The organism is Bradyrhizobium tropiciagri (assembly GCF_018130505.1).
In the GTDB taxonomy this organism is placed as follows: domain Bacteria; phylum Pseudomonadota; class Alphaproteobacteria; order Rhizobiales; family Xanthobacteraceae; genus Bradyrhizobium; species Bradyrhizobium tropiciagri_B.
In genome coordinates this window covers 182,437-202,663 of sequence record NZ_JAFCKH010000011.1, presented here as the reverse complement: position 1 = coordinate 202,663, position 20,227 = coordinate 182,437, and the positions used below count along the sequence as shown (strand labels likewise).

Sequence of the window (20,227 nt, the reverse complement as noted above, 5' to 3'; positions counted from 1 at the left end):
CCTTCGCCGGGACGACGTGGGGAGAGGGGTCGCTCAAACCCTCACAGCCAAACTCGCGCGGCTTCCTGAACGGCTTGTTTACCCTGCGGCAAACCGCGCAGGGTTGCGCTCATCGCTCCTTAACAGGGCAGGTGCAGAGATCGTGCCCGAGGGACTTAAGAAATGGCGTCCACGGACAACGGCAGACCGGACCCGCGCAGCAGCGGGGGCCTCGCGAAGGCGCGCGCGGCGCTTGACGCGCTGCGCAGCCATGCCGGCTTCTGGTTGAAGGCGCTGTCGCAGCCGAACATCGATCTCACCCTGCGCACCCAGGCCGGCCAGCGCACCCGCATCATCGAATCGCCGGGCGTCTCGCTGCCGAAGGCCGAGCTCGACGCGCTGGTCGAGCAACTGCGCATCGTGGCGGCGAAGACGCTGCCCGAGGAGAGCCTGACCTACGGCATCTTCTCCGGCGAACCCGAACGGCTGTCGCGCGCCGTCGTCACCCTGATCTCCGACGAGGAAAGCGGCCGGCCGATCGCCTTCAACGCGCTGTCGGTGATGGCCGTGCCGCTTGACGGCGAGCCGGCCGCGGTCACCCATCTCGGCCTCGTGATGGTCGATCCCGACGTGCGCGGGCAGGGGCTGTCCTGGGTGCTGTACGGCTTGACCGCGCTGGTGCTGTTCGCCCGCGACGGGCTGCGGCCGAAATGGATATCGAACGTGACGCAGGTGCCGGCCGTGGTTGGCATGGTCAGCGACACCTTCTCCGACGTCTACCCATCGCCGCTGCCGGGCGCGCGGCAGAGTTTTGCGCATCTGCAACTCGCCCGCGGCATCATGGCCAAACACCGCGCGGTGTTCGGCGTCGGCGAGGAGGCCGGCTTCGACGAGGCGCGTTCGGTCATCACCAACGCCTATACCGGCGGCTCCGACGCGCTGAAGAAGACGTTCGACATCGCGCCGAAGCATCGTAACGCGATCTACAACGAATTCTGCGAGCGCGAGCTGGACTATGCGCGCGGCGACGACGTGCTGCAGCTCGGCCGCATCGATCTGGCCGGCGCGCGTCGTTACATCATGAGCGAGGTGCCGGGCGGCTCGCTGCCGGCGCTGCTCGCGGCGTCCGCGATGCTGGCGCTGCAACGGCTGGTGCTGCCGGTGGTGTACTGGCTCGACGACAGCCGCGCCTTCGGCACGCTGCGGCCGCGCAAACAGGATTCCGAGGCCATCCGATGAGTTTCGACTATTACTCCTTCACCGGCCGCAATATCGGCTTCATCGACGAGCGCGAGCAGCAATTGCTGCGGCAGGCGCGGGTGTTCGTCTGCGGCGTCGGAGGCATGGGCGGCGCAGCCTTCATGGCGCTGGCGCGCGCCGGCGTCGGCAAATTCGTGATCGCCGACATCGACCGCTTCGAGGTCTCCAACCTCAACCGCCAGGTGTTCGCCTTCGCCGACGAGGTCGGCCGCGAAAAGGCCGAGGTCGCCGCCGAGGCCGCCAAGCGCATCAATCCGACCATCGAGGTCGACGTGCTCGGCGAGAACTGGACCGACGAACTGCCCGGCATCGCGCAGCGCTGCCCGGTCATCGTCAACGGCATGGACGACATCGCCGCCGGCGTGCATCTGTACCGGACCGCCAAGCGCGCCGAGGCGACGGTGATCGACGCCTACATGTCGCCGTTGCCGTCGGTGATCGTGGTGCGCCCAAGCGATCCGCGGCCCGAGCAGCGGCTCGGCTTCCCGACCATCGGCAAGAACTGGACTGAAATCACCGAGGACGACCGCCGCGCCGCAATGCGCGCCGAGATCGAGCACGTGATGCTGCATTCGTCCTCGCGCAACTATGTCGACCTTGCCATCGCCGGCGAGGTCGCCGCCGGCCGCCGCAGCCGGATGTCGTTTGCGCCGATGGTGATCTCGACCGGCATGCTGATGGCCTATGAGGCGATCGCGCTGATCCTCGGGCGCCGCTCCGGCACCGATTGCCGCGGCTGGTTCCTCAATCCGCACCGTCCCGCGATCGAGCGGCCGCGCAATGCGCTGGTGGCCACGCTGCTGCGCCCGCTGGTCCGCCGCGCCATCGACGACCTGACGAGCGCCAAATGACCTCGGGGGTGATCGCCGATTCCATCGTCAATCTCTGCGGCGCGATCGGGCTCGCGGTGGCGATGGCGACGTTCTACCGGCGCGACCCCAGGAGCCCGCTGACCCGCCGCCTGCTGCTGGCGCTCGGCGTGATCGCGATCCTGTTCCTCGACCGTGGCCTCGCCTGGTGGAGCGGCAGCGTGCTGCTCGATCGCCTTTCGGTGATCCCGGCCTCCCTGATTCCGCTCGGCGCCCTGATCGTCACCGAAGGCATCCTGCGGCGGCACGCGCCGCGCGCGGTGAAGATCGCAGCGCTCGGCGGCGGCATCCTGCTCGGCCTCGGTGGCACCTTCGGGCTGCAGCGCTTTGCGCTGCCTTACGCGATCGCGCTGGCGCTGTTCCAACTGCTCGGCTTTGCGACCTGCGCGTTCCTGCTGGCGACGCGTGACCGCACGGGGCTGATGGCCTCGGAGAACCGCAGCATCGGCCGCATGGCGGTCGGCGCGCTGGTCGTGATCCCCTTTATCCTCACCGACTTCCGCACGCTGTTTCCGGACATCCCGGTGCGGCTCGGCGCGCTGGGCGCGCTGCTCACCGTCACCGTGATGCTGATTGCCGGCGGCGGCGCCGAGACCCGCCGCCATGGCCTTGCGATGATGGCGCTGCGGCTGATCTCTTCCGGCCTGCTCGGCCTCGCCGCCGCCTTCATGGCCGCCGATGTCGACGGCGCGCAGATCGTCCGTTTCGTGTCAGTCGCGATCGCTGGCGTGCTGACCATCGGCCTGATGACGGACGCGCTGCGCGCGCTGTTCGAATCGCAGGAGCCCGGCGTGCTCAATTCGGTCGCGGCGTCGCCCGCACAGACCCGCGACCAGTTGATCGCCGAGCTGGCGCGGCACCCGATCTTCGAGAGCGCACGGCGATTCCGCGAGAGCGAGCTCGCGCTCTACGATCCGCCGCTGCTGCGCGACTTCCTGTCCGACCGGCGCGTGCTGCGCCGGCCCGACGCGCCGTGGGGCCTGTCGCCGGTCGAGCCCGCGGCCGAGCGCATGGTCTCGCTGATGACCGCCAATAGCGCCACCCATGTCATCGTGCTGGCGCATGATCCGCTCGATTTGATCGTGCTCGCCGTGCCCGTCACCGCGGCCGATCCCGCCACCGAAACCGCACTGGCGCTGGTGCGCAGACTGCTCGCGCTGACCCCGGAGGCCAAATGACGCTGGAGATCCGAGAGGGCGACCGCAAGGCGGCATTCGACGCCGCCCTCAATGCCTACGGCCCGGACAGCCTCTACGTGCCGCCGCTGTGGAGCGATTTCGACCGGATGTTCGATCCGAAGAAGAACCCCTTCGTCACCGAAGGCCATGGCCGCTACGTGCTGTTGTCAGCGCATCGCGACGGCAAGCCGGTCGGCCGCATCGCCGCCTCGATCCACGACGCTTCCAACCACAAGCACGGCACCCGCCACGGCGCCTTCGGCTTCTTCGACTGCATCGACGATGCAGAAGTTGCCGATGCGCTGCTGCGCGCCGCCGAACAATGGCTCGCCGCGCGCGGCATGAGCCGCATCACCGGCAATTTCAATCTGACGGCGATGCAGCAGATCGGCGTGATGACCGACGGCTTCGACAATGCGCCGTTCACCGACATGATGTGGTCGCCGCCGCATATCGCCGCGCATCTCGAACGCGCCGGTTATGTCGCGACCTTTCCGATGACGACGTTCGAGATCGCGCTCGACGGCGGCAAGCCGGAGCAGCTGCTCGGCGACAAGCAGCGCGCGGTCTTGAAGGATCCGGATTTCGTCTGGCAGCCGATCAAGCGCTCGGCCTTCAAGGCGCGGCTGGAGGATGCCCGCCTGATCCTCAACGACGGCTTTGCCGACAACCCGATGTTCGTGCCGCCGACCGCGGCCGAATATCTGTTCCAGGCCGGTGACATGATGTGGATCATCGACAAGCGGATCTCGACCGTCGTGTATTACCGCGGCCGGCCCGCGGGTGCGATCATCGCGATCCCCGACCTCAATCCGCTGGTGAAGGCGATCGGCGGTCGGGTCGGGCTATCAGCGCCGTTCAAATTCGTGCAGCACCGCATGATGAACACCCGCGCCGTCCTGATCTATCAGTCGGTGTGCCGCGAACTGCACAATCGCGGTCTCAACGGCGCGATGCTCTATCGCACCGCGCTGGCGTTGCAGGAGGCCGGCTACCGCACTCTCGGCGGCACCTGGATCGCAGATATCAACGGCCCGTCGCTGCGCCAGGCCGAGAAGGTCGGCGCCAGGCCGCTGCACCGGCTGCATCTGTTCAGCAAGCGGCTGGCCGGCGCATGAGCATTCTGACGCCGGATCTGCTGCGCGAGCTGGTCGCCGAAGCGCGGCTGGCGCCGAGCGTGCACAACATCCAGCCGACGCGCTGGCGCCTGGTCGGCGACGGCCGGCTGGCACTGGTCGACGACACCGCCGTGCGCGCGCCGGTCGCCGATCCCGCCGGCCATGACGTGCTGGTCTCACACGGCGCGGCGCTGGAGGGCATGAGCCTTGCGCTCAACCGCCGTGGCCTCGCGATCACCGCCATGACCACGATCGAGCAGCCGCTGTCGCCGCGATTTGCCGCGCTGTGCAGCTTCGCGGTCCGGGAAGGGGTCGCGCGTGATCCGTTGGCCGACCATGTGGCGCGGCGCATGTCCTGGCGCGGCAAGTTCGCGGGTTCGCCGGATGATGCGGCCGCGCTGGCGCAGCTTGCCGCGTGCGACAATGTCACCTGCCTCAGCGACCGCGAGGCGATCGCGGAGATTGCCGGCTGGGCCGACCAGGCCGAGTTCTCCTTTGTTCGCGGCGACGATTACCGGCATGAGCTGCTGGACTGGATGCGGCTGTCGCCGAGCCATCCGCGCTATCTGCAGGACGGCCTCAACCGCGACGCGCTCGCGATGAATGCGGTCGAGGCCACCGCCGCCCGCTTCGTGCTCGGCGGCCTGTTCAAGCCGCTGGATCGGCTCGGCCTTGCGTCCTCGCTGCTCGCCGACGGCGCCAAGACCGCGTCGGCCGCAGCCGTCGTCCTGTTCAGCCGTCCGATCGGTGAGGACCCGCTCACGACGGGCCGGCATTTCTATCGCGCCTGGCTCCAGATCGATCAGGCCGGCCTTGCGGCCTGTCCGATCTCGGCGCTGGCCGATCATCCCGATTTCAACGAGCGGCTGCGCCGGCTCGGCAAAATCGACGCGGATGTGCGCCTGGTCAACGTGTTCCGCGTCGGCCGCCCGGCAAAGATGCCGAAACCGCGGCATTTTCGGCTGCCGGTCGAGCGGCTGATCGTCTGATTACGGGCCGGCCCATTTCCCTCTGTCAAAGAGTCACGCGCCCGTGCTATGAGCCCGGCCGCTGGCCCAAAGCGCGATGAGGGCATCGCGCGTTGGACTCTTTTGTTTGGGCATGATCTGTTCGGAAAACCGCTGCACACTTTTCCGGATCATGCCAAGAGACGGTGGGGATGATGTCGAAGCAATCGCAGCGCGAGGAGGCCGAGCGCCTGATCCGCGAAACCATGGAAAAGCGGAACCTCGTCATCAAGCAGGGCACCACCCGGATCGAGGCGGTGTGCGGCAAGTGCGGCGCGCCCAACCGGGTGCAGGCTGAAAAGGGCCAGTCCCGCGTCAAGTTCGCCTGCAAGCAGTGCGGCCACAAGCAGGAGACGCTGTGACGCTCGCGTAGGATGGGTGGAGCGAAGCGATACCCATCATCTGCATCGGCGTGGCGAGGTGATGGGTATCGCTGCGCTCCACCCATCCTACGAAGCGTCTACTTGAACACCTCGCACACCGTGGTGTGATCCGGCGCGATCGGCGCCGCTGTCCGCAGCGAGACGTTGCGCCACCAGGCCTCCAGCGCGTGGCGGTCGCAGGCGAGCTTGACGCTCATGCCGTCGGCGAAATGGATCCAGTCCTCGAAGCTCTGGCGCGACACCGCGATCACGACGGGGATGTCGGCATCGAGCGCGCGCTCGATCAGGAAGCCGAGGCCCTTGCCGTTGCGCTCCCGCTTGCCGAAGCGGTTGATGATCACGAGATCGGCGCCGGCCGCGAGCGCGTCGGCGACGCGGGCACCGGCGGCCTGCAGCCGCGACAGATCGAGCTTGCAGCCGGTGGCACCCGGGCTGGGTGGCTGCGCCAGCAGCAGCGTCTCGCCGCTATGGACCATGACGGCGGAAAGGCTGGAGTCGGCGCATTGACCCGTCTGCACCATGCCGACGACACGCGTTCCGCGCGCCTGCAGATCGGCGGCGAAGTCGCGCAGCACCGCGTCGGGATCGTCATTGCTATCATAGACCAGCGCGGCAAGGTCGCATTGGGCATCGAACACGGTGCGCCTCCGTTTCGTGATGGACGAAAGCGACCGCGGCGCTCTCACGTCGCGGTCGCATGTTCGAAGGATCAGGCGGCCGGCGGGCCGTTGATGATCTGCAGCTGGGTGAATTCGGCGAGGCCCTCCTCGGCGAATTCGGTGCCGATGCCCGACTGCTTGGCGCCGCCGAACGGAATGTTGGGCGCCATGTCGAGGTGCTTGTTGATCCACACCGTGCCGGCCTCGATCCTTGTCGCGATCTCATGGGCGCGGTTGACGTCGGACGACCAGACCGAGGCGCCGAGGCCGTAATTGGTCGCGTTGGCGCGGCGGATCACGTCGTCCTTGTCGGAGTATTTGATCACCGGGAGCACCGGACCGAACTGCTCCTCGTCGACCAGCTTCGAGCCTTCCTGGATGTCGCGTACGATGGTCGGCTCGATGAAATAGCCGGGCCGATCCATCGCGGCGCCGCCGGCGATCACGTTGCCGTTCTTGCGGGCGTCGTCGAGGAACGCCTTCACCTTCTCGTACTGCATCTTGTTCTGCAGCGGCCCGAGCTTGGTGCCCTGCTTGGAGCCGTCGTCGACCACGGTGTTCTTGGCGATCGCGACCAGCTCGTTGCAGACCTCGTCATAGACGGACTCGTGCACATAGAGCCGCTTGATGGCGAGGCAGACCTGGCCGGAGTTCTGGAACGCGCCTTCGAAGATGCCCGGTGCGACCTTCTTCGGATCGACGTCGTCGAGCACGATGCCGGCATCGTTGCCGCCGAGCTCCAGCGTGATCCGCTTCAGGGTCTGCGAAGCGCTCGCCATCACCTTCTGGCCGGTCGCCGAGGAGCCGGTGAAGGAGATCTTCCGGATGTCCGGATGCTTGGTCATGTGATCGCCGAGATCGTTGGCGTCGGCGATGAAGTTCAGCACGCCCTTCGGCAGGATGTCCTTCACCAGCTCGGCAAAGCGCAACGAGGCCAGCGGTGTGGTCGGGGCGGGCTTCACCACCAGCGTGTTGCCGGCGAGCAGCGCCGACGGCAGCTTGAACGCCAGGATCAGCAGCGGATAGTTCCAGGGGATGATCGCGCCGACCACCCCGAGCGGGCGGCGATAGGCCTCGACCTTGCGGTCGCCGGAATTTTCGATCACGCGCATCGGCAGGTCGAGCGAGCCGAGATAGCGGAACAAGCCGGCCATGCCCATCACTTCGCCGGTGGCATCCGCGAGCGGCTTGCCCTGCTCGCTGGTCAGGATGTGGGCGAGCTCGCTGGTATTGGCTTCGATCGCCTCGGCCATCTTGATGATGAGCTTGCGGCGCTCTTCCATCGGCGTGGCGGCCCAGGCCGGATAGGCGGCCTTCGCCGCTGCAACCGCCTTGTCGAGCTGTTCCTTGGAGGCGCGCGGACACTGCGCCAGCACCTCTTCGGTCGCCGGATTGAGCACCGGCATCGTCATGTCGCCGGGTACCATCTTGCCGTCGATGAGAAGACTGTAATCACTCATTGGCTTGCCTCTCCCTGGGTCAAACGGGCCGTTCGGGCCTCGCTATATATACGCATATATCACGGCGCCGGTCGGGGCGCCACGGCCATCGACGGCGAGCCCGGCATGGCTGGAACGGTTGGGTGCTCTGGAAAATGACGAAGAAAAATCGGTTTGATCGTCTTGGTTCACTATTAGCGGTCGCCGATCCGGCGTCAACGGCATGTGCCCGGACTTCAATGGATTCTAACGCCGCGCGGCTGCGCCGGGCGGCCTGCAACTGTACTCTGGGGACTGGACGCTGCGCGTCTTCTCGATATATTGAACGGAATATAACGATGATCCGGAGTGCCGGCATGGAGATCGAAACCCAGGAGCTGACCACGTGCGAGGTCGCGGCCGACGGCTGCGCCATCTCGCTGGGGTTCGTCGACGGCAGGGGCGAGCCCGCGACGATCCGCCTCTCGGTCAGCCAGGTCGGCGCGCTGGTCATGACCTTGCCCGGCCTGATCAGCAAGGCGCTGCAGACCCGCTTCGGCGACCAGTCCCTGCGCTACGCCTATCCGCTGGATTCATGGGTGATCGAGCAGTCTACCGATCCGACCCAGGGCATGGTGACGCTGACGACATCGGACGGCTTCAGCGTCTGCTTCTCGATCCCGCGCGCCCAGCAGAGTGAACTCGGCGAGGCGCTGGTATCGCAGCCGGCGACGCGCGCGCAGGTGCGCGCGAATTAGGTTGGTAGCTTCGTAGGGTGGGCAAAGGAGCGTAGCGACGTGCCCACCATCCACGACGTGCGCGTGATGGTGGGCACGCCGCGCTCTGCCCACCCTACGCGGCTGGAGTTCGTAGGATGGGTGGAGCGAAGCGATACCCATCGTTTTTGCGGAGACATGATGGGTATCGCTGCGCTCCACCCATCCTACTTCATTTCCCTTTCACGAACGCGGCGAATGCGTCGCTGTAATCCTTGTGCCAGCGCGACAGCGGCGGGCGGTTCTCGACGATGTCGCCGGCGGCCCACAGGATGCGGCGTTCGTCGAGCGCGCGCGGCACGTCGTTGTCAGGGCAGAGGATGTAGAAATCGCCGGCCTCGATCCGCTCGATCATGAAGTCGACGGTCTGCTCCGATGTCCATGCACCCGCCGGCTTCTCGGTGCGGCCCCGCGCCGTGAGACCGGTGAAGACGAAGCCCGGGATCATCAGATGTGCCGTGATGCTGCAGCCGTCGGTGTTGCGCAACTCGTGCTGCAGCGCTTCCGTGAAGGCCTTCACGCCGGCCTTGGAGACGTTGTAGGCGGGATCGCCCGGCGGCGTAGTGATGCCCTGCTTGGAGCCGGTGTTGATGATCAGCCCCGGCCGGCCGCGCTTGATCATGTTGGGCGCGAAGGCCTGCGTGCCGTTGATGACGCCCCACAGGTTGACGGCGAGGATGCGCTGCCAGTTGTCCGATGGTCCGAACATCGTGCTGCCGGGCTGGATGCCGGCATTGTTCATCAGGATATCCGTGCCGCCGAACCGCTTGGCGACCGCGGCTTCGAAATCCGCCACCGCATCGGCGCGGCTGACGTCGACGGCCGACGCCATGATGTCAGCAGCGCCGCCTGGCGCCGCAGATGACAGTTTTGCCGCGGCGTCCTTCAGCCTCTCATCGCCGAGATCGGCGATGCAGACCTTCATGCCGGCCTTGGCAAAGCGCAACGCGGCGGCAAGCCCGATGCCGGAGGCGCCTCCGGTGATCACGGCAACATGATTGGGTGACATCACGGGATGGGGCATCGGCGGTCTCCGGACACATATGTGGCTGATACTTTGCAGGCTAGCATATCGTGCACAGCATGCACGCGGATGCATGGGAGAGTTTCATACGCGTCACCCTCTTCAACTCCGGCTTGGCTTTACGGTTTCGCGTCGGCGCTGTAGAATTCGGGATATAACGCTTCCAAAAACACCTCAGCCGACATTCAGGGAGTGCAAACATGGCTGTTTCGCAGGCTATTCCGATCACGCGCCATCCGTATGCCGATGGCTCCTACAAGCAGATGCTGATCGACGGCAAATGGGTCGACGCCGCCTCCGGCAAGAAGTTCGAGACGCACAACCCCGCGACCGGCGAACTGCTCGCGACCGTCGCCGAGGGCGATGCCGAGGACATCAACCGCGCCGTTGCCGCGGCACGCCGCGCGTTCGAAGGCCCGTGGAGCAAGGTGAAGCCGTTCGAGCGGCAGAACATGCTGCTCAAGCTCGCCGAGCTGGTCGAAGCGAATTTCGAGGAATTGTCGCAACTCGACACGCTCGACATGGGCGCCCCGATCAGCCGCACCCGCGGCAACAAACTGCGTGCGCTCGGCATGCTGCGCTACTACGCGGGGCAGGCGACCGCGATCCACGGCGAGACCATCGAGAACTCGCTGCCTGGCGAGATCTTCTCCTACACGCTGAAGGAGCCGATCGGCGTGGTCGGCGCCATCATCCCGTGGAACGGGCCGCTGACGGCTTCGATCTGGAAGATCGGCCCGGCGATCGCGACCGGCTGCACCGTGGTGCTGAAGCCGGCGGAGGAATCGCCGCTGACCTCGCTGCGGATCGGCGAGCTCTGCATGGAGGCCGGCATTCCGCCGGGTGTCGTCAACGTCGTGCCGGGCTATGGCGAGACCGCGGGCGCTGCGCTCGCCTCGCATCCCGATGTCGACAAGGTCGCCTTCACCGGCTCGCACGTCACCGGCCAGTCGATCATCCGCGCCTCGGCCGGCAACCTCAAGCGCGTCTCGCTCGAGCTCGGCGGCAAGTCGCCGGACATCGTGTTCGCCGATGCCGATCTCGACGCGGCGGTGCCTGGTGCTGCGATGGCGGTGTTCGCCAATTCCGGCCAGATCTGCAGCGCCGGCACGCGGCTGTTCGTCGAGCAGAAGGTCTATGACGAGTTCGTCGGCCGCGTCGCCGAGTTCGGCAAGAAGCTGCAGGTCGGCAACGGTCTCGATCCCAACACCCAGATCGGCCCGCTGGTGTCGCAGCAGCAGATGGACCGCGTCTCCGGCTATCTCGACATCGGCACCAAGGAAGGCGCGAAGGCAGTTGCCGGTGGTGGCCGCCTCACCGAGGGCGCGCTGTCGAAGGGCTTCTTCGTGCAGCCGACGGTGTTCGCCAATGTGCAGGATAACATGCGCATCGCGCAGGAGGAGATCTTCGGCCCGGTGATTTCGGCGATCTCGTTCAAGGATCCGGAGGACCTGATCAAGCGTGCCAATGCCACCACCTTCGGCCTCGGCTCCGGCGTCTGGACCACCAATGTCAGCAAGGCGCACCAGGTGGCGAAGGCACTGCGCGCCGGCTCGGTCTGGGTCAATTGCTATCAGGCGATGGACCCCGCGGTGCCGTTCGGCGGCTACAAGATGAGCGGCTACGGCCGCGAGTCCGGCAAGCAGCATGTCGAGGAGTATCTCAACGTCAAGGCCGTCTGGATCAAGACCGGCTAGGTAGGGCGTGTACTCATACATCCGCTATGTCGGCTCTACCCCCCGAAGCCGGACATCGTCGGTGACCACGACATGCCGGTTTTGGGCCAGAAACGGACACAAGCAGTTTAGCGCGAACTAACGACGTGCTTGCTGCGTAAGCGCTACCGCGGGTAACGCGATGGCCCGTCGCAGGTGATGCCTGCGGCGGGCCAGTTGTCTGTGGCTCAGTCGTTTTCGGTTGCCGGTTGTCGGTTAGTGGTTGTGATCGTGGCCATGATCATTGTCATGGCCATGATCGTGGTCATGGCCGTGATCGTGACCGTCGTTGTCGCCACCCGAGACGATCGATCCGGTGACTGCATCGAGGATGAGAGGACGCCTGTTCGGCTTGCCTTTGAAGTCGAACATGTTGTCGAGCGAATTTGCATACCGGTCGACAGATCCCGTACCCTCGGGCGGGGCAACCGGGCCATCGATGAAGCCGAGCTTCCAATTGTCCTCGATGAAGCGAAGCACCGAGACCTGATGAGTCAGGGTGTGATCGATGAAGTTCGGTTTCGCATAGGGCGAGATCACAAGCAGAGGCTGGCGTGGGCCGAGGCCGCAGCGCGCGGCGTCGGCACCAGGTTTCGGCGTGCCGCAATTGCCGGGGCCAAACAGGAAGTCGAGGTTGGTCGCTGACGGGGTCAAGACCGGAGGCATGACGTGGTCGTACCAGCCATCGGAGTCATCCCACACGATGACGATGGCGGTGTCGTTCCAAAAGCGAGACTTCTGGATCGCGTTGATTGTCTCCACGATAAAGCCTTGCTCCGTGAGCGGATCGGAGCTGGATGGGTGGCCGTACTGATAGACCGGTGCCTTCACGTAACTCACTGCGGGCATTGAGCCGGCGTTCAGCGACGTAAAGAAATCCGAAATATCATACATGTGATTGGCTTGGTCGGTCTTGCCGATCATATCCGGCGAACTCGGCCGCAAATGGTGCGGGTTGCGCGTGCTCGCATATTTCATGAACGGCGTGACGCCGGTGCTGTAATCCCTGGCGAGCGCGTGAATGTCCACGCCCGGGTTGTTGACGCTCGGGTTCTGCACCAGGTAGGTGTGGCCATCGATCTCCATTTGATGGGCGGAATGCGTGGTGTTGCAAACCGCAGGCGTCAGCACCTTGCCGTTCGCATCCAACGTCGCGGGCTGGCTCGGCAGGAAGCCACCCTGGAAATAGCCCCAGGTCACTTTCTTCGCGTTCAGCAGATCGCCGACATTCTTGCCGGTGAACTCAAATGTCCGGCCGCTGCCGCAATCGTCGAGATAACCGGGCAAGTTGGCGTCAACGAGCGTGACCGACTGATCCTTCGGATTGACATAGAAGCCGGAAGTGTTCGGGTTGGCGGGGTTGGAGGGGTCGTGAATGATGATCCCATGCGTGGTGCCTGCAATGAGATTGGCGTGTCCGGGCACCGTGGGGCCGTAAGTCGTGGAGAAGGAATTGTCGCTCATGGCGTAGTATTGAGCGTAGTTCCACATCGCCGTGACGGTATTGCCGTCGAAATAGGTCATGACGGTTGTGCCGTCCGGCTCGCAACCCGAGCCCTTGCCGGCGGTCGTCTCAGGGAATTTGTCGGCCTTCCCGCCATCATAGGCCTGCTGCTCGGGCTCGTAGTCGTGGCCCATGTCGCAGGTGACGGCGTTGGCCGGACTGGACCGCGTGGGATTGGCGGGGGCTCCGAATATGCTCCGGTTCGGATTGTTCTTCAGCAACTCAGGCGTCAGGGTATTGGCCTTTGGCGTGCCGGGGCGCGCGACGAATTTCGGCGCAGACACTCCCAACCAGGTCTGCTCGCCGGCAATATTCGCTGCGTGCGGATAGGTGCCGAAGTAATGATCGAACGTTTGGTTCTCAGGAATGATGACGACGACGTGCTTGATCGGCGTGCGCGTATCGTCACCATGATTGTTGCCCCGATCAGCGTCGTCGGCGTGACCGACGGAAGGGCACAGCATCAACGATGCCGCCGACAAGAGAAGAATTTGGCGAAGACGATGACGCACAGGTGTTGGCGTTGGCATGACATACCTTCTGGAGGAGCAAGGAAGCGACTCTCGACAAGCAAGTGACTCGCGAAGTGCGAGACAGCGAGGAGAGTCGAGCTGAATGTTTAGGAGCGGCTTGTTTCAGTGATGCGACATTTTGACATGCCGAGAATTGTTCGTACCTTCGCTCGTGAGTTGAAGTCCGCGGACGATGTTTCATCGTGAAGCGATGCATTCTTCAAGTACGCCAAGTGTTTCAAGCACGCGAAGTGCGTCGCGAGAGGTACGGCAATCGCGCGAGAGCGATGCGGTGTGCTGAATGAGTTTGGGTCAACGATACGTTCACGCGTATTTGATGGCGGCTCGATCACGCTTCGATGGCCACATCGTCCTCGATCGAGATCGGTCACGCCACTCGGTGCAGCGGGCTCGATCGCTTCTTTGACGATGACTGACGGTGAGATGACGAGTGACTTGATCAGTGACTTGATCAGTTACTTGTTCAGTTACTTGGCCGGTTGCTTGTGATGAAATTCAAGCTGCTGCCGCAGCGCTGCATAATGAGCGTCATGGATGGCCGGATTGAGCAACGACCATGGTTCGGCGCGGCTGATAGCGGGTTGGACCGCGAGACTTATAAAGTGATTGTAGTTTTGATACTCGCGCGCCGCCTCGTCGTAATTTCCAGCGGCTGCATTGCTGCCGACCCGCTCCAGTATTGCGACGGCTTCTTTCACAGAATTGCGTGCAGCGTCGCGCTCTCTCTCGCCTCCTGACACGCCGGCGGCGCCCTGCCCCGGAATGCGATCCATCAACTCGTTGAGGTTACCACCAACGGCTGCGACCGTGAGAGCAATGATGCCGTTGTCATGTGCCCGGATGGCGGTGCCGAGCGTGCTCGCGAAATCGAAAATATCCTGCAACAGGATCGCCGTGGTGATGTGTTCATAAGGCTGCGCGGCATCGCCGATCGCCTTCAGATAGGCAACCATGTCAGCCCGATCCTGGGCCGAATAGCCGAGCGTGAATGAACGATCGAAGTAGTCGACGACCTGATCGAGCGTGGTGAAACGCACGTCGTGGAAGTAAGGCGCGTTGAAATCAGCGTTCAGCAGCGTCGGCGTCTTGTAGATCCCGCCTGATCCGACATCGTGCCGCTTGTTATCAACGAACGCGGCGGAAGGAATGTGACAGCCCGCACAGCTCAGATTCGCGTCATGCGGAAAAGGCTTGTTGAACAGTGCTTCTCCGCGCCGTTCGGCCTCGCTGGCGTCCGCCGCCAATTTTCCGCCGATACTGATGCGGGGGTTGGGCAGAAAATCGATATCCTCGATATAGGCGACGATCGCATTGAGGACCGCAGGCGAGGGATCAGGACCTGAGAATTCGTCGACGATCACGGTGCGGACAAAATCGCGCAGCGATTCCTTTCTGCCGTCGTTGCCGTAGGGTGCGAGATAACGCGCGCCGCGCAAGCTCGGCACCCGAACCGGATCGAGAACGAAGTTTTCGGCTTTCGGATTGAACAGACTGCTCGTGGTGTCAAAGCTGCCCGGCCGGATCGACAATGCCGGGATGAACAACTTCGAATTGGACGTACCGTTGATGTGGCATGTGCCGCAACTGATGCCGCCCTTCAGTGCGGTGCCACCGAGAATGGCGGGCGTATTGAATGCCATGTTTCCGAGCTTAACCAGGTATGATTTCTGACCTTCGATGGCTTCGGAATGGAACTGCTCTCGGGGCTGATCGATCGCATCATCGTCCAGCTCGGTTCCAACGGGAAGGGGCGTCTGCACGCCTTCGACCGGAAAGGCAAACGCGTGCTGGAGAACAAACGCCATTGCAAGGCCAGCCGCAGCCGACAGAAACACTCGAACGATCAACCGCTAGCCCTCTTGCAGAACGACGTGCTGAAGCCAGCGAAAGCCTGATCTCGCCGACTGCTCGATGATTGACGTCGCGATAGGTGTTTTCGGCAGGACCGCAACGTTCCTGACCGAAATCAGGAGGTGCATGAAGGTCGCCTCGGCGTCATCTCGCTGAGGTCGTTCTATCAACCCTACAATTGCTGTTTTGTGACAGCCTGGGCGGCGTTCACGTTTGATCGCGGCTCGATCATGCCTTCAAGAGACCAGCGCGAGGGAGCCGATCCAGTCTTTGCTTGGCGAAGCTGAGTAGCGACTCGCTGGCTCCTCCTCACCTCTCCCCGCCTGCGGGGAGAGGTCGGATTGCATCGAGAGATGCAATCCGGGTGAGGGGGTACAGGTCTCAACATTCGGCGCGCTCGCAGACGCCGCCGCTCACCCAACCCTTGCGTGATTTCGGAGTACTGGAGGAATATCGGCGCTGCGCCCCTGCGACGGCCCCGTCTACCGCCCCGCGGCCTTCTTCGGCCTGCCGATGTCACTGCGCAGCGCCTCGAGGTCCTTGCGCACGGCGGTCGCGGCGTCGCGCTCGATCTTCCGGTAGCGCGCCACCAGCGAGAGGCCGAACGGGGTCAGCACTGCGCCGCCGCCGTTCTTGCCGCCGGTCTGCCGTTCCACCGCGGCCTGCCGGCAAATCCGGTTGATCTCGTCGACGAGGTCCCAGGCGCGCTTGTAGCTCATGTCCATGGCGCGGCCGGCGGCCGAGATCGAGCCGCATTCGCGGATATTCTCCAGCAGCAGGATCTTGCCGGGCCCGATCCGGTCCTCGGCATCGAGGTCGATGCGGACGCTGAGGGAGGGGAGCGATCTGGCGCTCGGTTTCGGCATGGAGGGATTGCTCACGGGCATCAGGTGATGAGATTGCCACTATCCGCTTTTACGAACAAGATGAACCCGTTAGATCACGGACATATCCGCAAGCAATCGGCACCGGTTTCCGCAGGGATCGTGCCCAGGCTATAACGCGAACCACACAGGAATATTTGGGGCAGGCATGAATCCTCCGTCGTTGTTCACTCCGCTCAAGGTCGGTCGCTATGAGCTCAGGCATCGCGTCGTGATGGCGCCGCTGACCCGGATGCGGGCGGCACGGCCGAGCCTCGCGCCCCGGCCGCTCAACGCCGAATATTACGCCCAGCGCGCCACGCCCGGCGGGCTGCTGATCGCGGAAGCCTCGCCGGTGGTCGCGACCGGCTTCGGCAATCCCGGCGTCCCGGGCATCTACAGCGAGGCCCAGATCGCGGGCTGGCGCGAGGTGGTGAACGCGGTGCACGCCAAGGGCGGGCTGATCTTCCTGCAGCTCTGGCACGTCGGCCGCGTCTCGCACTCCTCGTACCAGCCGGATGGTGCGCTGCCGGTGGCGCCCTCGGCGGTGGCGATCGCGCCCGAGTTCAAGGCGATGACGGCGGACGGCAAGGTGGTCGAGTATGAAACGCCGCGCGCGCTCGAAACCCGTGAAGTTCCGCTGATGGTCGAGGCCTATCGTCAGGGCGCGAAGAATGCGTTGGCCGCCGGCTTCGACGGCGTCGAGATCCACGGCGCCAACGGTTATCTGGTCGAGCAGTTCCTGCAATCGCGCAGCAACGTGCGGACCGACCAGTATGGCGGCTCGATCGAGAACCGCGTCCGCTTCCTGATGGAGGTGACGCAGGCGGTGATCGACGTCTGGGGCGCCGATCGCGTCGGCGTGCGGCTGTCGCCGTTCGGCATCGCCAATGGCAGCGGCGAGAGCGACCCGATGCCGCTCTACAGCCACGCCATCACATCGCTCGACAAGCTCGGGCTGGCCTACCTGCATTTCATCGAGCCGCGCGCCTCCGGCACCGGCCGCGCCGATGTCGATTGGAAGAACGTGCCGTCGGCGATGGTGCTGTACCGTCCGATGTGGAGTGGCGTCCTGCTGACCGCCGGCAATTTCGTCGGCGACAGCGCCGCGAGCGCGGTCGCCGAAGGTCACGCCGACGCGATCGCCTTCGGCCGCTATTTCATCTCCAACCCGGACCTGCCGCGCCGCCTGCAACGCGGCTATCCGCTGACGCCATACAACCGCCCGACCTTCTATGGCGGCGAGGAGAAGGGCTATACGGATTATCCGGTCTACGACGAACTGGCGCAGGTGTAGACGTAGCACGTTCGTGGCTTCGCAGCCCGGATGAAGCGCAGCGCAATCCGGGGCCTTTGTATCCGCGGATCAACTGTTCCCGGATTTCGCTGCGCTGCATCCGGGCTACGATAGCTCGCTCCATGAGCACACCGGGAGACCCCGATGTTTCCGGAAGACGAAGACTTTTCGCCGGCGAAGAAGTCAAAACCCGTGGCGCTGGCGAAACCCGCGGCCGGCCAATGCCTGTGCGGAAAAATCCGTTTCGAGATCGACGTCCCCGCACGCTGGGCCTGGCACGATCACACGCCCGCCAGCCGCCGCGCGCATGGTGCGGCCTACGCCACCTATGTCGGCAGCTGGCGCAAACGCTTCCGCATCACGCAAGGCGCGAACGAACTGTCGCGCTACGAGGACGCCGCGAGCAAGACCGTACGCAGCTTCTGCGCCAATTGCGGCACGCCGATCGTGTATGAACGCGCCCGCTCGCCGCACATGGTCAATATCCCGCGCGCGCTGTTCTCCGGCCGCACCGGACGGCAGCCGCTCTATCACATCGCGATCGAGGAACTGCAGGAATGGGCCTACATCGGCGAGCCGCTGGTGCCGTTGAAGGGCTATCCCGGCGTGGTCTGGCAGCGCTCGAAAAAGAAGAAAAAGAGCGATCGCGAGGGGATGTTTTGATCAACCCGGTTTCGAGCTGACCAGCGGACTCGTTTAACCCGACCAGCATGTGGGTCGACCGCGGCGCTTTCACAATTTCGGAATATTGGAAGAATACCCCTGAGTTGCCCGACGTGTCAAGTATTCTGTCGAGCGCCGGCGCCGCCGGCTACTTTGCATGGGGTTGTTTTCGGCATTTTTGGTACCGCCCCGTTCGACGGCTCCCCTGCAGCGTCAGACGCGCGCCAGCGGAATGCAGCCATGACCCTGCGCTCGATTGCTCCCGCGGCACAACTTTGGTCATCTCCGCCATCTCGTCGGCCAATGCGCTGACAGGCCCGGAGGAAACATGAAGAATCGCATTACCGGCCGCTCGGCATTTCTGGCGCTGCTGAAGGACGAGGGTGTCACGCATCTGTTCGGCAATCCCGGCACCACCGAATTGCCGATCATGCACGCGCTAAAGGATCATCCCGACCTCACCTATGTGATGGCGATGCAGGAGAGCCTGGTGGTGGCGATGGCCGACGGTTTCAGCCGCGCCTCCGGCAAGCTGGTCGCCTGCAACGTCCATGTCGCGCCCGGCCTCGGCAATGCGATGGGCTCGCTCTACAACGCGAGCTTCACCGGCACGCCGCTGATCCTCACCGCCGGGCAGCAGGAGCAGGGCCACGGCCTGACCGAGCCGGTGCTCTATGGCCCGCTGGTGCAGATGGCGACGCCGCTGGTGAAATGGGCGGTCGAGGTGACGCGGCTGGAAGACCTGCCGCGCATCGTGCGCCGCGCCGCCAAGATCGCGACCACGCCGCCGACCGGCCCGGTGTTCATCTCCCTGCCCGGCGACATTCTCAATTCCGAGGCTGGCATCGAGCTCGGCCGCTCCACCCGCGTCGATACGCGCGTGAAGCCGTCGGACGAGTCGCTGAACGCGCTGGCCGCGCGCATCCTCAAGGCGGAGCGCCCGGTGATCGTGGTCGGCGACGAGATCGTCAAGAGCGATGCGCTGCGCGAGGCCGCCGATCTCGCCGAGACACTGGGCTGTCCGGCCTGGCAGTCGCCGACGCCCTATGGTGCGCACTTCCTCTCGGAAAGCCCGTGCTTCATGGGCGCCATCGCGCGGCTGCAGAAGGTCGCGCGCGACGTGCTGGCGCCGCATGATCTCCTGATCGCAGTCGGCGGCGATCCGTTGCGGATGTCGGTCTATAGCGAGGTCGATCCGCTGCCGGACGGGCTCTCGATCGTGCAGGTCGGCCTGGTCGACGGCGATCTCGCCAAGAACTACGGCGCCGAGATCGCGGTGAAGGCCGATGTCAAGGAGACGCTGCGCGCACTGGTGCCGGCGCTGAAGCAGGCGGGCGGCGGCGCGCTGGAGACGCGCGCGAGGCAGGGGATCGCGGCGCTGGCGTCGAAGAACTGGGCGGCGAAGCGCAAGGCGCTGGTCGAGCAGATCTCGAAATCCAGCCACAAATCGCCGATCGATCCGGACTGGCTGGCGCTGCAGGTCGTCGAGGCGATGCCCGACAACGCGATCCTGGTCGATGAGGGCCTGACCTCGTCGCGCCAGATCATCGGCCTGCGTCCGCACCGCGACCGCTACGGCTATCACGCGCTCGCCTCCGGTGGCATTGGCTGGGGCCTGCCGGCCGCGGTCGGCGTCAGCCTCGCCAATCCGCAGCGCCCGGTGGTCTGCTATTCCGGCGACGGCTCGTCGATGTATTCGATCCAGTCGCTGTGGACCGCCGCCAACCACAAGCTGCCGCTGACCTTCGTCATCGTGAACAACGGCGGCTATCGCATCATCAAGCAGCGTCTGCTCGCATTCCACGGCGATGACCACTACGTCGGCATGGATTTCGTCGACCCGCCGGTGGACTTCACCGGCGTGGCGCGATCGCTCGGGCTCGAGGCGATCAAGGTCACCGATCCGCAGGAGCTGAAGAGCGTGATGCAGTCCGCCTTCAGCCGTCCGGGCGCGAAGCTGATCGAGGTGATGGTGAGCAATTCGGTGAATTGAGCTTCGCTGTTACACCGTCACCCTGAGGTGGCCGCTGCTTCAGCGGCCCTCAAAGGGTCGACGGCCACCAGCGGGGGCCGTGCACCCTTCGAGGCTCGCTCCGCTCGCACCTCAGGATGACGGACGACGAGTTTGCA

The 20,227-nt window shown here is 64.7% G+C and carries 17 protein-coding genes; 11 read left to right on the top strand and 6 right to left on the bottom strand.

What is annotated here, in order from left to right:
- The first annotated feature begins 162 nt into the window (after window positions 1–162).
- The 6 genes from JQ633_RS26980 to JQ633_RS26955 all read left to right on the top strand — a co-directional run bounded on the left by JQ633_RS26980 (window position 163) and on the right by JQ633_RS26955 (window position 5,773).
- Entirely contained in the window at window positions 163–1,218 is a 1,056-nt protein-coding gene (locus JQ633_RS26980) for a hypothetical protein (protein WP_249159669.1), read from the top strand.
- Window positions 1,215–2,090: a HesA/MoeB/ThiF family protein gene (locus JQ633_RS26975; RefSeq protein ID WP_211988132.1), complete on the top strand. Its 876-nt coding sequence runs from the start codon at window positions 1,215–1,217 to the stop codon at window positions 2,088–2,090. The genes JQ633_RS26980 and JQ633_RS26975 overlap by 4 nt, the downstream gene beginning before the upstream one ends.
- Window positions 2,087–3,286, top strand: a complete 1,200-nt coding sequence (locus JQ633_RS26970; RefSeq protein ID WP_211988131.1) for a hypothetical protein — start codon at window positions 2,087–2,089, stop codon at window positions 3,284–3,286. The genes JQ633_RS26975 and JQ633_RS26970 overlap by 4 nt, the downstream gene beginning before the upstream one ends.
- Entirely contained in the window at window positions 3,283–4,404 is a 1,122-nt protein-coding gene (locus JQ633_RS26965) for a GNAT family N-acetyltransferase (protein WP_211988130.1), read from the top strand. The genes JQ633_RS26970 and JQ633_RS26965 overlap by 4 nt, the downstream gene beginning before the upstream one ends.
- Window positions 4,401–5,393 carry a hypothetical protein gene (locus JQ633_RS26960; protein ID WP_211988129.1) on the top strand — a complete coding sequence of 331 codons (993 nt, stop codon included), beginning with the start codon at window positions 4,401–4,403 and terminating at the stop codon, window positions 5,391–5,393. Before JQ633_RS26965 ends, JQ633_RS26960 begins: the two co-directional genes overlap by 4 nt.
- 173 nt (window positions 5,394–5,566) lie before the next feature.
- Complete coding sequence (locus JQ633_RS26955) at window positions 5,567–5,773, top strand: hypothetical protein (RefSeq protein WP_211988239.1); 207 nt, start codon at window positions 5,567–5,569, stop codon at window positions 5,771–5,773.
- A 98-nt stretch (window positions 5,774–5,871) separates the two neighbouring features.
- On the opposite strand, the gene JQ633_RS26950 is transcribed toward JQ633_RS26955, so the two are convergent.
- Window positions 5,872–6,432, bottom strand: coding sequence for a DUF2478 domain-containing protein (locus JQ633_RS26950; RefSeq protein ID WP_211988128.1), 561 nt, complete (start codon window positions 6,430–6,432; stop codon window positions 5,872–5,874).
- Window positions 6,433–6,503: 71 nt separating this feature from the next.
- Complete coding sequence (locus JQ633_RS26945) at window positions 6,504–7,913, bottom strand: aldehyde dehydrogenase family protein (RefSeq protein WP_211988127.1); 1,410 nt, start codon at window positions 7,911–7,913, stop codon at window positions 6,504–6,506.
- Between the two features lie 335 nt (window positions 7,914–8,248).
- Between JQ633_RS26945 and JQ633_RS26940 the strand changes: the two genes are divergently transcribed.
- Window positions 8,249–8,629, top strand: coding sequence for a hypothetical protein (locus JQ633_RS26940; RefSeq protein WP_211988126.1), 381 nt, complete (start codon window positions 8,249–8,251; stop codon window positions 8,627–8,629).
- A 190-nt stretch (window positions 8,630–8,819) separates the two neighbouring features.
- Here the strand turns inward: JQ633_RS26940 and JQ633_RS26935 are convergent, their stop codons facing one another.
- The gene (locus JQ633_RS26935) at window positions 8,820–9,671 is read right to left on the bottom strand and encodes an SDR family NAD(P)-dependent oxidoreductase (RefSeq protein ID WP_211988125.1); all 852 of its coding nucleotides are present in this window, start codon (window positions 9,669–9,671) and stop codon (window positions 8,820–8,822) included.
- Window positions 9,672–9,871: 200 nt separating this feature from the next.
- Here JQ633_RS26935 and JQ633_RS26930 point away from each other — a divergent pair, with 200 nt between their 5' ends.
- The gene (locus JQ633_RS26930) at window positions 9,872–11,368 is read left to right on the top strand and encodes an aldehyde dehydrogenase family protein (protein ID WP_211988124.1); all 1,497 of its coding nucleotides are present in this window, start codon (window positions 9,872–9,874) and stop codon (window positions 11,366–11,368) included.
- A 234-nt stretch (window positions 11,369–11,602) separates the two neighbouring features.
- Here JQ633_RS26930 and JQ633_RS26925 read toward each other — a convergent pair whose 3' ends face one another.
- From JQ633_RS26925 to JQ633_RS26915, 3 genes are all read right to left on the bottom strand, one after another.
- Complete coding sequence (locus JQ633_RS26925; protein WP_211988123.1) at window positions 11,603–13,420, bottom strand: alkaline phosphatase family protein; 1,818 nt, start codon at window positions 13,418–13,420, stop codon at window positions 11,603–11,605.
- Between the two features lie 470 nt (window positions 13,421–13,890).
- Entirely contained in the window at window positions 13,891–15,228 is a 1,338-nt protein-coding gene (locus JQ633_RS26920) for a cytochrome c peroxidase (protein ID WP_211988122.1), read from the bottom strand.
- A gap of 528 nt (window positions 15,229–15,756) precedes the next feature.
- The gene (locus JQ633_RS26915; protein WP_211988121.1) at window positions 15,757–16,140 is read right to left on the bottom strand and encodes a winged helix-turn-helix domain-containing protein; all 384 of its coding nucleotides are present in this window, start codon (window positions 16,138–16,140) and stop codon (window positions 15,757–15,759) included.
- Between the two features lie 166 nt (window positions 16,141–16,306).
- On the opposite strand from JQ633_RS26915, the gene JQ633_RS26910 reads away from it, so the two are divergent.
- The 3 genes from JQ633_RS26910 (at window position 16,307) to JQ633_RS26900 (ending at window position 20,090) form a co-directional block, all read left to right on the top strand.
- Entirely contained in the window at window positions 16,307–17,434 is a 1,128-nt protein-coding gene (locus JQ633_RS26910) for an alkene reductase (RefSeq protein WP_211988120.1), read from the top strand.
- 144 nt (window positions 17,435–17,578) lie between these two features.
- Window positions 17,579–18,097, top strand: a complete 519-nt coding sequence (locus tag JQ633_RS26905; protein WP_249159668.1) for a GFA family protein — start codon at window positions 17,579–17,581, stop codon at window positions 18,095–18,097.
- A gap of 328 nt (window positions 18,098–18,425) precedes the next feature.
- Window positions 18,426–20,090, top strand: a complete 1,665-nt coding sequence (locus JQ633_RS26900) for a thiamine pyrophosphate-binding protein (RefSeq protein WP_211988119.1) — start codon at window positions 18,426–18,428, stop codon at window positions 20,088–20,090.
- Window positions 20,091–20,227 lie beyond the last annotated feature (137 nt).

What these genes read in the sequence shown, in the direction of transcription:
- JQ633_RS26960 (WP_211988129.1), top strand. Translation starts at nt 4,401, where the DNA reads ATGAGCATTCTGACGCCGGATCTGCTGCGCGAGCTGGTCGCCGAAGCG.
- JQ633_RS26940 (WP_211988126.1), top strand. Translation starts at nt 8,249, where the DNA reads ATGGAGATCGAAACCCAGGAGCTGACCACGTGCGAGGTCGCGGCCGAC.
- JQ633_RS26965 (WP_211988130.1), top strand. Translation starts at nt 3,283, where the DNA reads ATGACGCTGGAGATCCGAGAGGGCGACCGCAAGGCGGCATTCGACGCC.
- JQ633_RS26905 (WP_249159668.1), top strand. Translation starts at nt 17,579, where the DNA reads ATGTTTCCGGAAGACGAAGACTTTTCGCCGGCGAAGAAGTCAAAACCC.
- JQ633_RS26955 (WP_211988239.1), top strand. Translation starts at nt 5,567, where the DNA reads ATGTCGAAGCAATCGCAGCGCGAGGAGGCCGAGCGCCTGATCCGCGAA.
- JQ633_RS26980 (WP_249159669.1), top strand. Translation starts at nt 163, where the DNA reads ATGGCGTCCACGGACAACGGCAGACCGGACCCGCGCAGCAGCGGGGGC.
- JQ633_RS26945 (WP_211988127.1), bottom strand. Translation starts at nt 7,913, where the DNA reads ATGAGTGATTACAGTCTTCTCATCGACGGCAAGATGGTACCCGGCGAC.
- JQ633_RS26900 (WP_211988119.1), top strand. Translation starts at nt 18,426, where the DNA reads ATGAAGAATCGCATTACCGGCCGCTCGGCATTTCTGGCGCTGCTGAAG.
- JQ633_RS26915 (WP_211988121.1), bottom strand. Translation starts at nt 16,140, where the DNA reads ATGCCGAAACCGAGCGCCAGATCGCTCCCCTCCCTCAGCGTCCGCATC.
- JQ633_RS26910 (WP_211988120.1), top strand. Translation starts at nt 16,307, where the DNA reads ATGAATCCTCCGTCGTTGTTCACTCCGCTCAAGGTCGGTCGCTATGAG.
- JQ633_RS26930 (WP_211988124.1), top strand. Translation starts at nt 9,872, where the DNA reads ATGGCTGTTTCGCAGGCTATTCCGATCACGCGCCATCCGTATGCCGAT.
- JQ633_RS26935 (WP_211988125.1), bottom strand. Translation starts at nt 9,671, where the DNA reads ATGCCCCATCCCGTGATGTCACCCAATCATGTTGCCGTGATCACCGGA.
- JQ633_RS26970 (WP_211988131.1), top strand. Translation starts at nt 2,087, where the DNA reads ATGACCTCGGGGGTGATCGCCGATTCCATCGTCAATCTCTGCGGCGCG.
- JQ633_RS26920 (WP_211988122.1), bottom strand. Translation starts at nt 15,228, where the DNA reads ATGGCGTTTGTTCTCCAGCACGCGTTTGCCTTTCCGGTCGAAGGCGTG.
- JQ633_RS26925 (WP_211988123.1), bottom strand. Translation starts at nt 13,420, where the DNA reads ATGCCAACGCCAACACCTGTGCGTCATCGTCTTCGCCAAATTCTTCTC.
- JQ633_RS26975 (WP_211988132.1), top strand. Translation starts at nt 1,215, where the DNA reads ATGAGTTTCGACTATTACTCCTTCACCGGCCGCAATATCGGCTTCATC.